A 12,483-nucleotide genomic window follows, 5' to 3' on the forward strand; every position below is an offset into this window, starting at 1 on the left:
ACTATTTGAGTAAAAAAAAACGAATATTTAACGTATTTAGAGTTTTTTTAACATTTTTAAAGCAGGTTTATTATTTACTATTTCTTATAAAAAACTATATTTTTTTGATGATTTTTCATCTCAAAATCAATTTTATTAAAAAAAACTTATATTTTACTCTTTTTTATTACATTTTTATCTAACTGAGAAAAGAATACCCTTTTGCGTGAGATATAGTGTAGATTTTAACAATGAGTTCAAAACTAAAATAGAGTATATTTAAACTCGTAAATAAATTTTGGTAATCTCCTATTTTTCATTTACTTTTGCCAAGGATTATTCATTTAAATAAAATCAACATGAAAAAATTTACCTTTGTATGGGCGCTAATAACACTATTTTTTGTAGGTTGCAAAAACAATAACAGCAACAATCCTTTTGGAGACTCAAAAAAAAGGTTACAAGAGGCCAACGAGATCATTGAGTATTATAACAACGCTTTAGATCTGTATAGAACTTATAATAACTCGTACATCAAAGAAGGGATGAAGTACATAGAGAACGCCCAGATTTTTATAGAGAGAAAAGCAGCAAACTCTCCTATAGCTATCAAGCCTTTGAGCCCTGTTTTTATGATAATTCCTCGTACTAAAGAAAATAAAGAAGTTCCTAAAAGTTTTGGCGATAAACAAGAAGCTATCAAAAAAGCAATGGAAGGTATGCAGCTCAACGTTCAAGCAATACGCAATTTAGCCGATGCTACCGAATCATACTTAGATGCTGAAGACTACAAAGGTGACAAAGGCGAAAAACTCAAAGAAAACAAAAAAGTAGCCGAGGCTCAAGCTTTAGAATTTAGCAAAAACGCCAGAACACTTCTCGACATAATGAAACCTACTGTGACTCAAGCTGAAGAAATCACTTTAGAAGATCATCCGCTAAAAGATCAAATCCTTTCATCTAAAAAATTGGCTGCACAAACGGAAGGCTTTATAGATGAGGTAGTAACTCAAGCTGAAAACAATCGATTAGACATTGACAAACTACAAAATATGTATAATGCTATTGAAGAACAAGTTGCTAAAAATGAAAAATTAGAAATTAAGGACAAAGATTATGTGAGAAAAAAAAGCAGTTTTGATTTTTTCAATAAAAATGTAAGAGAGTATTTAGGTGCAGCACGCAAATTGATACGCAATGCGAAAGAAGCAAAGGAATTTTCGGAAAGTGATTACATGGAACTGAACTCTCACCACAACCAGTTGATTAACGCTTATAACAATTTTGTGGATTAATATAAAAAGACTTAAAGAGGCTCAGAGATCTGAAAAGTTCTATTTGTAAGGGCGTTTGCAAAACGCCCTTACATAACATACTCTAAAAGTGATTGATTATCATAAAGATTTTGATTTTTTTCACCAAACCATAAAAAAATGACCGCAACAGATTTAAAAAATAATTATCAAAATGTTATTATTATACTCATTTGCTTTGGGTTGTATATAGGTTTAAGCCATTATCTACATACTTTTGTTAAAAACTTAGAGTTTATACTATCTATGCGCTTCATTTCAAACTGTATTGCGAATTTACTGATTACCTCCCCAATATGGGTGGGCAATGCGTTACTAAACGACGGAAAAAGTTATTGGCAGCGATTAGAACTTGGTAGCAACATCAAAGAGGCTCTGATAGTTACAGGACTATTAACTTTATTATTTTCTCCCTTTTTTATCTATAACTTTAGCAACTTCTTACATTTTCTGAACACTAAAGGAACTGTGTGGATATTGAACATCTTTTTAGCTGAAATATGCTTGCGAGTATTCTTTTTTCGCAATCTTTGCAACTATACCTCGTGGGGAATTTTGCGCAATACCTTGATTTATACAGTTATTTATTTAGCTTTTCTCATCTATTCTTCTTTAGACAATATCATTGAAGCCCCCTCCGATTTTCTACCTTATTACGCTTTGAACTATTTGACTAACTTCTGCGTTATTTTTATATCTTCCTGTTTTTATTTTTGGCTTTATGTAGAGTGGAAACACAATTTTTGGTTGGTTTTTGGGGTGCGATTGTTAATTAGTTATTACATAGCATTTGTTTTTGGAGACGGACTCTTACACTATATCACTTGGCTCTTTGTAGCAGTCCCTGCAGTACTGATAATCATTGGGACTATTCTATACAAACGAAAAAAAGGTTTACCTTTAGAAGTAAAACGATTTTGGTAGTAGCACGACAAGCAATTGTAACACAATAGGTAATTGCAGGTCTTTATCTTTTCTTTCCCATAAAGAAGAGACCATAACAGCGTTCATTTTCTTCTAATTGTAGAAAATCTTTCAGTTGAAACATAAAACCAGGGGTACCCCAATAACAGCCTACCGCGTGGGCAGTGCAGGTGAGATACATATTCTGTACTGCCATTGCTGTAGCAGCTATTTCTTCCCATTCGGCTACTTTACCACTAAAATGAACACTGATAGTAACTACGACATAAGATTTAGCTACTTTTTTCGCTATTTCATTCATTTTTATCTCAGAAAAGCTCTCTGCCGGTACATTTTCTTTGTATAAACGCACTAATTCTTCTCCCAAACGCACTTTCTCATCACCTTTATACACTTTTAATCGCCAAGGTTTAGTGCGTTTGTGGTTAGGAGCTTCATCTGCAGAACTAATAATCTCTTGTAAGACTTCTTCGGGTATAGGGGTATCGCTATATTCGGGTGGATACACGCTTTTGCGAGAGGTAATGATATGCTTGAGTGTTTGGACTTCTGTCATAATATTAAAAAAATAATGTTTCACGGGGCAAAGATAGTAAATAAAGACGAATTACGAATTACTAAAAAGAAGGTTACAAGGTTGTAACTTCAAAAAATAATCGTACATTTGTAGCCTGATTAACCATTTAGAGTTCTAAACGAATGAAGAAACTTCTTTCTTTTGCCACTTTGTGGGTGGCTTTATCACTACACGCACAACAACAACCAGTGGATTATATCAATCCGCTGATTGGTACTTCTAACTTTGGCGCTACTCACCCTGGAGCCATTGCTCCTCGCGGTATGCTTAGCATTTCACCCTTTAATGTGGCTTTTGACACTACGGGAGTGAAAGCTCCGCTCGAAAAAGATAGTCGCTGGCTTTCTAATCCTTATGTAAATGAAAATAAATTCTTCACAGGTCTCACCCACGTGAACCTCAGCGGTGTTGGTTGCCCAGAACTCGGGGTGATTATCGCGATGCCTACCACTGGTAAATTGGAGGTAAATCATCTAAAATACGGCTCTACTTACCAAAAAGAAATCTCCAAAGCGGGTTATTACAGCAATTTCCTCACTAAATACAACATCAAAACCGAAGCTACTGCTACCACCCGCGCAGGTATTACTCGCTATCACTTCCCTAAAGGAGAAGCTAATTTACTCATCAATCTCGGACTCGGACTCACCAATGAGAAAGGCGCAATGCTGAAATTCGTATCGCCTACCGAAGTGGAAGGAATGCGTATGGTAGGGACTTTCTGCTATAACAGTCCGGAGCTGGCATATCCGGTGTATTTCGTAGCCAAAGTAAACAAAGTAGCCCCTTCTTATGGCGTTTGGCATCAGCCAGAAAAACACCAAGGGGTGGAAGCTCAATGGATGTGGTACAACGGCGAAACTCGCCTGAAAGAACAATTTGCCCGCGAGGTAGTAGGCGATAGTATAGGGGCGTATTTCCGTTATAAATTTGATAAAGAGGAAGTCGTGGAACTCAAGGTGGGTATCTCATACGTGAGCATTGCCAACGCCCGTGAAAACCTTGAAAAAGAAATAGGCAACCGCACTTTCGACGAGGTGTATACCACCACACGCCAAACGTGGAACGATGCCCTCCGCGCTACCGTAGAAGGCGGTACCGACGACCAAAAAACCATATTCTACACAGCGCTCTATCACGCGCTTATTCACCCGAATCTCCTCAACGATGTGAATGGCGATTACCCTGAGAGCAAGACTAACAAAATAGGCAAAAATCACCAGCGTTATACGGTGTTCTCGCTTTGGGATACCTATCGCAATTACCACCAATTGCTCACCCTGCTCTACCCCGAACAGCAACTGCGAATGGTGCGCACGATGCTCGACATCTACAAAGAAAGCGGCTGGCTGCCTAAATGGGAACTTAATTCTACCGAAACCTTTACGATGGTAGGCGACCCTGCGAGCATAGTACTGGCAGACACTTATCTGCGCGGTCTTACTGATTTTGACATACAAACGGCTTACGAGGCGATGCTCAAAGGGGCAAATACGCTTGAAAATAACCCTATACGCCCAGGGGTGAAAGAGTATTGGAAATTGGGTTACCTGAGTGTAGACGGAGGGGTAAGAGGACCTGTATCTACTACCCAAGAGTACAATGCTGCCGACTTCGCTATTGCGCAAATTGCTAAAAAATTAGGCAAAAAAGCCGATTACGAGAAGTTTAACAAACAAGCCTATTCGTATAGAAAACTATTCGACAAAGAAACCCATTTATTGCGTCCGCGTCACGCCAATGGCAAGTGGTATGCGCCTTTCAACCCTGAAAGTGGAGCTAACTTTGAAGAAAATGTGGGTTATATCGAGGGCAATGCGTGGCAGTACGTGTATATGGTAACTCACGATGTGAAAGGAATGATCAAGCTAATGGGCGGTGAAAAACCTTTTGAAAAGCAACTCGACCATATTTTCGACAGTAAACAGTACGATATGGCAAACGAACCCGATATTGCTTATCCATATCTCTACAACTTCCTTAAAGGCAAAGAGTGGAAGACCCAACAGAAAGTAGACCAACTCATCAATGAGTATTTCCAAAACAAACCTGCGGGACTCCCAGGCAATGAAGATACAGGGGTAATGTCGGCTTGGCTCATTTATGGAATGGCAGGCTTCTACCCTATCACTCCTGCTGAGCCTAACTATACTTTTACCTCGCCTAAGTTTACCAAAATCACTCTCAAACGCAACCCACAATACTATCCAGCTGGTGATTTGGTAATAGAAAGTAATGCTTCGCCTGAGAACATTTTCATTAAGAACATTTACATCGACGACAAACCTTACAAATCCTATTTTATCAGCCACGAGGCGCTAAAAAATGCTAAAAAAATACGATTTGAATTAATGAGCAAATTGGGCAATTAGAGGATTTGCCAATTTGTCAATTTGCCAATTTGTCGATTAGTAAATTATTAAAAACGATAATATGAGACAACTAACAAAGACCCCATTATTATGTTGTGTAGTTACAACAGGTACAGAACAATCTGTTTCTTCTCAAAAGTATGTTATTTTTGAAGAGAATGACAAACTAGGGTTGGTAGATTTACAAGGCAATGTGGCATTAGAAGCTGTTTTTGATTCATTGCTTGAATTTCCTCCTTATTTTGATGCAACTGAAGGTGAATTTACAACTATTTACGATCAAGAATTAAACGTTGTTTTTAGAGGAAGATATGACCATATCCGCAAGGCAAAAATTAAAGGACAATATGCTGTTGTGAATGCAGCAGAAAGATTTGGAGTGGTAACTGATAATGAAGAAGTCATTATCCCTTTTGAATACGATTCTATATTTCCTATTAAAAATGGTTACATAGTAGAAAACAACAAGAAAGAAGGTTTTTTCTCATCAAAAGGAGAGATGATTATCCCTATACAGTACAGAAGTATTATCGCTGAAGAAATTGATGAGAATATTCCTATCTGTGTAGAAACTACTGAGAGAAAAGTAGGTTTCATTAATATCCAAAATGAATGGATAATTGCTCCTATATATGATTATGCTACCCCTTTCCAAAAAGGTTTTGCCCATGTTGGTTTTGAAAAAGGAGGTGATTATGATGAAGGTGAAGGATTTTATATCAACACAAAAGGAGAAAAAATTGTTGAAGGGTTTTCAAATATGATAGATTCTACTTTTGATCACCCAGATATGGAAATCATATCTGTACGTAATTATGAGGGAAGTTTAATTTACGATTTTCAAGGGAAACTATTAGATACTTATGATAGCTTTATATCAAATGAAGTAGCTCCTTTTTTTGCTGTTAAAAGAAATAATAAATGGGGATACATAGATGCCAAAGGCAAACTCGTAATTCCATTAGAATACGATCTTGCTAATAAATTTGGAGAAGGATTAGCCCCTGTATGCAAAAATGGCAAATGGGGTTATGTAAATCTTAAGAATGAGATAGTAATCCCTTTTCAATTTGAGGGAGAGGTAGAAGAGTTCAAAAATGGTGTAGCTAAATATCGCAAGAATGCTATGTGGAGAAGTGCGAACTATGGGCTTATCAATCGTAAAGGGGAAGTAATTGTAGCTCCTGAAAATGATTATGCTTTTTACGTAGGAGGAAATGCGGCTATAGTAATTGAGAAGGACATCTGGTATTTATACGATTTTGTAGAGAAAAAATATATTAAACTTCTAAAATCCTATTGAACTTAAAGAAATAAAAATTGAAGAAGCTGTTATAACTGTTGAACCAAGATGTGACTAATTGACAAATGGCAAGAAAACTTCACTTAATTCTTTCCCTGATAGCAGGGGTATTCATATTGCTGGGAGCTCTCACGGGGGCCATCTTGGCAGGTGAATCGGTGTATAACCAAACGTTGCCTTACAAAAGTGCAGCGTTTGAAAGCACTACCCTTTCCCAAACCATTGCTGTTTTAAAGGAAAAGAATATAGATGCGCTCAAACTCTCTATCGACCGCAATCACTTTGTACAGGTGGAGACGACTGAGGGTAAAAAACTCTTTATCCATCCGCAATCGGGGGAGGTAATCCAAGGGGATTATAAACCCTCGAAGTTTATACAGTTCGTCAAAACGCTACATCGCTCGCTCTATATGGGCAAAACGGGACGGGTGATTATGGGGCTTACAGCCTTGTGTTTGTGTGTAGTAGCCTTGTCGGGTATATGGCTCATCGCTCGCAAACAGCAACGCTGGGGCAGGTTTTTCCACAAGCTCCCGCAAGAAAAATTCTACAATCATTACCACAGTGCGCTGGGGCGCTGGGCGCTCGTGCCCATCTTTATCATTGCCCTCACGGGGGTGTATATGATGCTCGAAACAGTGGGAGTGTTTCCTAAGTTCAAAGCCGAACACAATTACGATGTTAGCACACTACAAGAAACACCCGCAAAACCCGCTAAAGACTTTCCCGCCTTCCAAGTGTCTCTCGCCGAAGTGCGCCAAGTGGAATTCCCTGCTTTTGAAGATGTAGAAGAGGTCTATAAAGTAGATTTCATCGATAAAAATATAGTAGTCAATCAATTTACGGGCGAGGTGATTAGCACCTCCACCTCTCCTTACAAAGGCTTGGCATATTTGGTGCGCACCCTGCACATCGGCAAAGGGCATTATCTCTGGGCGACCGTCTTGTTGCTCTCGTGTATGGCGCTGTTGTTCTTCCTCTACTCTGGCTTTGCGATGACCCTGAGAAAACGAAAGAAAGGCATCAACAATCCGTTTGATAAAAGCGAATGTGAGTATATCGTGTTAGTAGGCACTGAAGGAGGTACTACCCGCAAATTTGCTATCCTTTTCCATAACGAACTCCTCCGTTTGGGCAAGCGTTCCTACCTGACCGATATGAATGCCTACACTCGTTTTGCTAAAGCAGAGCAACTCATTGTATTTACTTGCACTTATGGCGATGGCGAGGCGCCTATCAATGCGACTCACTTTGCGCAACTATGGGTGAAATATCCCCCCGCACAACCTTTGGCTTATAGCGTACTCGGCTTTGGCTCTGATACTTACCCCGATTTCTGCAAATATGCCAAAGAAGTAGACCAACTTTTGTCGGCTACTGCACAAGCTGAATGTGCGCTGCCTTTGCATACCGTAAACGACCAAGATTTTGGTCAGTTTAAAGCGTGGGCAACGGCTTGGGGTATGGCGCAAAAGCTCTCTTTAGCTTTGCCCGATGATTTCAGCGTACAACCTCAGCGCAAACCGCTCACTTTTACGGTAACGGAGAAAACCCCGGTAATGGACGACGATATTTTCCTAATAGCGCTACGCCCTTCCAAAAAAAGTAGTTTTGTCTCCGGCGACCTCTTGGGCATTACTCCTGAAGACGGGCGCGAACGACTCTATTCGGTTGCCAAATACCAAGGAGATGTGTGGTTGAGCGTAAAGCTACACTCACAAGGGGTGGTGTCTAACCTGCTGAACAATTTACAAATAGGCGATACATTGCAAGCTGCTTTGGTAGCCAACAAACACTTCCATTTTCCTAAAAAAGCATCTCAAGTGGTGTGTATTGCCAATGGTTCGGGGATGGCGCCTTTTATAGGAATGATAGCCGAAAATACCCAAAAGAAACCTATCACCCTGATATGGGGTTGCCGTCGTGAAGCCTCTTTGGAAATCTATCGCCCTTATATAGAACAGTTTACTCGCGAAGGAAAGATAGCCAACTATTGGCAAGCCCTCTCGCGTGAAGGGGACAAATTCTACGTGCAAGACATCTTGCGAAGAGAAGCCCCTTTCTTTGCAGAACTTCTTAAAAACAAAGGAATTGTAATGATATGCGGGTCGGTTGCGATGGAGAAAGCAGTTACTGAAGTCTTAGAGGCGATTTGTAGAGAGCATTTAGAAAAACCGCTGAGCTACTACCAAAACAAAGGACAAATCAAAACGGATTGTTATTGATTAGATAAGAGATAAGGGATAAGAATATGACAACACATTTTTTACATATAGACCCCAATACTTCGATAGAGGAAGTGAATTTGCTTTTTGAAGCGCATTCGCTTTCGGCTTTGCCCGTGTGCGAAAACAATTCTTTTATAGGGGTACTCCGCAAAGAAGCTGTGGAAGGGGCAACTAAAGAGGCGTTAGTAAGCGATTATGAGTATGCACTTGAACACTATTTTATACCGCTAACCGCTACGTGGGATGCTGTGGTAGAGGCTTTTGCGCTCTACCAAACGGATATGTTACCCGTAATCAATGAGGGAGGAGATTTTATAGGCTACTATCATTTAGATGAGTTTGTATTACAACTCATCGAAACACCTTTTATACAAGAAGCTGGCTATGTACTCATCTTGCAAAAAGACATTAAGTATTCATTTGCTGAAATTAGCAGGATAGTGGAGGAAAATGGAGGAACACTTTTAGGGATTTACCTCTCTAATCGCACGGAAAACAATGTGCATATCACCCTAAAACTTATCACTAACCAACTCTCGGAAATACTACAACACCTCCGTCGTTATGGTTATGGCATCCTCACCGAAAAAGAAGATGACCACTACCGGAAAGAACTGAAAGACATCGCTGATTACTTTGAAAAATACTTAGATTTAGGTAACAGATAAGAGATAAGAAGTAAGAATAATCTTTAACTAAATATATACTATGAAACGTTTTTTAACTACAATTTTATGGCTTTGCACTGCTTACTTTGGCTTTGCACAAACCGCAATAGGGGTAAAAGTGAATACTCCATTACATTCTTTTAATTTTTTCAACGAGCTCACCTCTAACGAAAGTTATGATATTGAGATTTATCCGCGAATTGCTGCTTTTAATTCAGGTGTATTTGCGCATTTCCAACTCGCCAAACGTTGGGCATTACAAACTGAAGTGCTTTATCGCCGAGAAACATTATCATTCCGTCCTAAAAATAGCAGTTGGGATTACGAAGAACGCCCTTATTATGAGTTTGATTACTTAGAAATCCCTCTTATGATGCAATTCGAGGGCAAAAAACCCATTAGAGGATTTACACAGTTAGGTTTTTCACCCAAAATCAGCACAAGAGCAGCTTTTAGAGATAAAGGAAGCAATGAGGTGCAAGATATGAAATACTATTTTGGCACGGGACAACTACACATCAATTTCAATATAGGAGGAGGGTTGCTCGTAGAACGCTCCAAATGGTTGTTGTTCGCAGAAGCGCGTTATTCAGTTAATCTCACCAAAATAGGAATGAATAGCAGTTCTCCTTATTTAAATTTTATAGAAGCAAGAAATCATACCTTAACATTTTCGTTAGGTGCAGGCTATAAATTCTCTAAAAAGAAAAATAGCACTCCTATTGAAGAGGTAAATAAATGACCCATAACCGAATAATCATTCACTAAATATATTATGAAACATTTTTTAACTACCATTGCTTTTTTGAGTGTTACTACATTCAGTTTTGCACAAACGGCTATAGGAATAAAAGTAACCGACCCTCTATCGGCTGTTAGCCTAGCAACTCCTCTATATACAGCAACCAATGTTGATATAAAAACCTACAATGCCTTTGTTAGCCTTGGAGGCTTTGTTCGTATTCCTCTAAAAGAACATTGGGTTTTACAAAGTGAATTGCTTTTTAAGCACGAAGCAGTGCGTTTTAGAATAGAGAATAGCAGCAAAGATTCTTATTATAGATTTGAATATTTGGACGTGCCTTTCTTAGTACAATACGAAGGTAAGAAAGCGTTTAGAGGTTTTGGTTTTGTAGGTTTTTCACCTAAATTTCTCATTACTTCTTCTTTTTATGATGCCTCTAAGAGTGTTACTTACGGAGGGAGTTCGCAATTTAATACAGTGATGTTGATGGGACATATAGGAGGAGGTGTGCTATTTGAACGCCCTAAATGGATTTACACAGTTGATGCTCGTTTTTCTACCAGCATAACAAACTTAGCTTCGGGAAGCCGTACAGAATATATCAATTTTGATAAAGCGAGAACATTTGTATTTGGCATTTCGTTAGGTGCAGGCTACAAATTCTCTAAAAAGAAGAATAATACTCCTCCTACTGAAGAAATAGTAGCTCCTACTGAAGAGGTAAATAAAGAACCCATAACCGAATAATCTTTCACTAAAGATATTATGAAACGTTTTTTAATTACCGCTATGCTTTTAAGTATTTCGGCATTTAGCTATAGCCAAATAGCCGTAGGGGTGAAAGTTGCTAATCCGTTTGTAGCAGTTAATGTAATGAAACATCAAATTGCAAATACACCTAAGGGGATTAGAAACGGAGGAGGTATTTTTGGTGAGTTTTATATAGGGGCTTTTAATATAGGAGCTTTTATGCGAATACCTCTAAAAACACATTGGGCACTACAAACCGAAGTGTTGTTCAAGCGTGAAGGGGTTTGGTTTTTTCATCAAGAGGAAACAATAGAAGAACTTCTCTCTGATCGCGGAGTATATAAATTTTGGTATGCTGAGGTTCCTATCCTGTTACAATGGGAGGGAAAACGCACCGTAAGAGGGTTTGCTCAATTAGGAGTGTCCCCTAAATTCTTAACTTCAGCAAAGTACTCTGCAGTTTTAGAAAAAGGCGACCATAATGTTACGAGCTCTTTTAATAGGGTTGTTCTCAATTTAAATGTTGGGGGAGGTGTTTTATGGAACAGAAGAGATTGGATTTTTACTGCTGATGGAAGACTCGCTACCAACCTTACACCACTTACCTCTAAAAAGAATACCCCTGATATTGATTTCAGTAAGGCACAAAGCTATTATTTTGCGTTTTCTTTAGGAGCAGGTTACAAACCTTTTAAAAAGAAAGTATTGCCTTTAGAAAAGGCTATTCCTCAGGAAGAGCTCCCAACAATTACTAATAACAGTATTCCTGCTGAGGTGAATACATCACAAGAACAAGAATTTTAGTTTTTTAACTCAATATATTATGAAACGTTTTTTAATCATCATCATTTTTTTGAGTGTTACTACATTTAGCTTTGCGCAAACTGCGATAGGAGTGAAAATCAATAGCCCTGCAAGTACTTTTACGATTATTACACCCATACAATCGATGGAGGGGTATAATGTGGAGTATTTTGGAAAGACAGGCGTAGTGAACTCTGGGTTATTCTTGCGAATGCCTATCAAAACTCACTATGCTTCACAAATAGAATTGATGTACAAGCGCGAGGCAATTCCGTATCGCCCTGAAGGCTCTGATTTAAAATTGCAAGACCGCCGTCATATTCGTTTTGATTACTTAGAAATGCCTTTCTTATTGCAATTTGAGGGCAAGAAATGGTTTAGAGGCTTTGGACAAATAGGATTAGCTCCTAAAGTTTTGCTTTTGGCATCGTATTCTGAAAAACAGAACAGTGAGAAGTTCAATATGACACAATATTTCAATAAAATATTGTTTACTTTTCACGTAGGTGGAGGAGTGATGTGGGAGATTCCTAAATGGATATTCACCGCTGATGCTCGTTTTTCTATGAACCTCACCCCTATCACCGATCAAGAACACGTTCCTCATCTCTATTTTAAAGATGCTAAAAGTTACTACTTCGCTATTTCTATAGGCGCAGGTTTAAAACTTCCTAAAAACAAAAATGAAGAACCAGCTATTCAAGAGCCAGCATATCCTTCATATGAAGAGCCCGTATACCAAGAAGTGAAAGAAGAGCCTATACCTCAAGAAGCGAAAGAAGAGGCTGCTCCTCAAGAAGTAAAAGAGGCAGAATAACGC

The 12,483-nt window shown here is 38.7% G+C and carries 11 protein-coding genes; 10 read left to right on the plus strand and 1 reads right to left on the minus strand.

Features of this window, described 5'->3' with window-relative positions; translation table 11 throughout:
- Nucleotides 1-338: 338 nt before the first annotated feature.
- Both Q0162_RS07960 and Q0162_RS07965 read left to right on the plus strand, forming a co-directional pair.
- Nucleotides 339-1,274 carry a DUF3829 domain-containing protein gene (locus Q0162_RS07960; RefSeq protein ID WP_297890829.1) on the plus strand — a complete coding sequence of 312 codons (936 nt, stop codon included), beginning with the start codon at nucleotides 339-341 and terminating at the stop codon, nucleotides 1,272-1,274.
- Between the two features lie 138 nt (nucleotides 1,275-1,412).
- Complete coding sequence (locus tag Q0162_RS07965) at nucleotides 1,413-2,216, plus strand: hypothetical protein (RefSeq protein WP_297890830.1); 804 nt, start codon at nucleotides 1,413-1,415, stop codon at nucleotides 2,214-2,216.
- A 43-nt stretch (nucleotides 2,217-2,259) separates the two neighbouring features.
- Here the strand turns inward: Q0162_RS07965 and Q0162_RS07970 are convergent, their stop codons facing one another.
- Entirely contained in the window at nucleotides 2,260-2,772 is a 513-nt protein-coding gene (locus Q0162_RS07970) for a nitroreductase (RefSeq protein ID WP_297890831.1), read from the minus strand.
- Between the two features lie 143 nt (nucleotides 2,773-2,915).
- Here Q0162_RS07970 and Q0162_RS07975 point away from each other — a divergent pair, with 143 nt between their 5' ends.
- The 8 genes from Q0162_RS07975 to Q0162_RS08010 all read left to right on the plus strand — a co-directional run bounded on the left by Q0162_RS07975 (nucleotide 2,916) and on the right by Q0162_RS08010 (nucleotide 12,480).
- On the plus strand, nucleotides 2,916-5,165 hold the full coding sequence (locus Q0162_RS07975; protein WP_297890832.1) for a GH92 family glycosyl hydrolase: 2,250 nt from the start codon (nucleotides 2,916-2,918) through the stop codon (nucleotides 5,163-5,165).
- A gap of 61 nt (nucleotides 5,166-5,226) precedes the next feature.
- Complete coding sequence (locus tag Q0162_RS07980) at nucleotides 5,227-6,468, plus strand: WG repeat-containing protein (RefSeq protein ID WP_297890833.1); 1,242 nt, start codon at nucleotides 5,227-5,229, stop codon at nucleotides 6,466-6,468.
- 65 nt (nucleotides 6,469-6,533) lie between these two features.
- Nucleotides 6,534-8,693, plus strand: coding sequence for a PepSY domain-containing protein (locus Q0162_RS07985; RefSeq protein ID WP_297890834.1), 2,160 nt, complete (start codon nucleotides 6,534-6,536; stop codon nucleotides 8,691-8,693).
- 26 nt (nucleotides 8,694-8,719) lie between these two features.
- Nucleotides 8,720-9,364 (plus strand): CBS domain-containing protein, encoded by a 645-nt coding sequence (locus tag Q0162_RS07990; RefSeq protein WP_297890836.1) that lies wholly within the window; start codon nucleotides 8,720-8,722, stop codon nucleotides 9,362-9,364.
- A 40-nt stretch (nucleotides 9,365-9,404) separates the two neighbouring features.
- A complete protein-coding gene (locus tag Q0162_RS07995; RefSeq protein ID WP_297890837.1) occupies nucleotides 9,405-10,106 on the plus strand; it encodes a porin family protein in 702 nt (233 codons plus the stop codon).
- Between the two features lie 33 nt (nucleotides 10,107-10,139).
- Nucleotides 10,140-10,856, plus strand: coding sequence for a porin family protein (locus Q0162_RS08000; protein WP_297890838.1), 717 nt, complete (start codon nucleotides 10,140-10,142; stop codon nucleotides 10,854-10,856).
- A gap of 18 nt (nucleotides 10,857-10,874) precedes the next feature.
- Nucleotides 10,875-11,663, plus strand: coding sequence for a porin family protein (locus Q0162_RS08005; RefSeq protein ID WP_297890839.1), 789 nt, complete (start codon nucleotides 10,875-10,877; stop codon nucleotides 11,661-11,663).
- Between the two features lie 19 nt (nucleotides 11,664-11,682).
- On the plus strand, nucleotides 11,683-12,480 hold the full coding sequence (locus Q0162_RS08010) for a porin family protein (RefSeq protein WP_297890841.1): 798 nt from the start codon (nucleotides 11,683-11,685) through the stop codon (nucleotides 12,478-12,480).
- Nucleotides 12,481-12,483: the final 3 nt, after the last annotated feature.

Origin of the sequence: uncultured Capnocytophaga sp. (assembly GCF_937936315.1) — a bacterium.
GTDB lineage: Bacteria > Bacteroidota > Bacteroidia > Flavobacteriales > Flavobacteriaceae > Capnocytophaga.

Coding starts and splice junctions, on each gene's coding strand:
- Q0162_RS08005 (WP_297890839.1), top strand. CDS start 10,875: ATGAAACGTTTTTTAATTACCGCTATGCTTTTAAGTATTTCGGCATTT.
- Q0162_RS08010 (WP_297890841.1), top strand. CDS start 11,683: ATGAAACGTTTTTTAATCATCATCATTTTTTTGAGTGTTACTACATTT.
- Q0162_RS07965 (WP_297890830.1), top strand. CDS start 1,413: ATGACCGCAACAGATTTAAAAAATAATTATCAAAATGTTATTATTATA.
- Q0162_RS07980 (WP_297890833.1), top strand. CDS start 5,227: ATGAGACAACTAACAAAGACCCCATTATTATGTTGTGTAGTTACAACA.
- Q0162_RS07960 (WP_297890829.1), top strand. CDS start 339: ATGAAAAAATTTACCTTTGTATGGGCGCTAATAACACTATTTTTTGTA.
- Q0162_RS07990 (WP_297890836.1), top strand. CDS start 8,720: ATGACAACACATTTTTTACATATAGACCCCAATACTTCGATAGAGGAA.
- Q0162_RS08000 (WP_297890838.1), top strand. CDS start 10,140: ATGAAACATTTTTTAACTACCATTGCTTTTTTGAGTGTTACTACATTC.
- Q0162_RS07975 (WP_297890832.1), top strand. CDS start 2,916: ATGAAGAAACTTCTTTCTTTTGCCACTTTGTGGGTGGCTTTATCACTA.
- Q0162_RS07970 (WP_297890831.1), bottom strand. CDS start 2,772: ATGACAGAAGTCCAAACACTCAAGCATATCATTACCTCTCGCAAAAGC.
- Q0162_RS07985 (WP_297890834.1), top strand. CDS start 6,534: ATGGCAAGAAAACTTCACTTAATTCTTTCCCTGATAGCAGGGGTATTC.
- Q0162_RS07995 (WP_297890837.1), top strand. CDS start 9,405: ATGAAACGTTTTTTAACTACAATTTTATGGCTTTGCACTGCTTACTTT.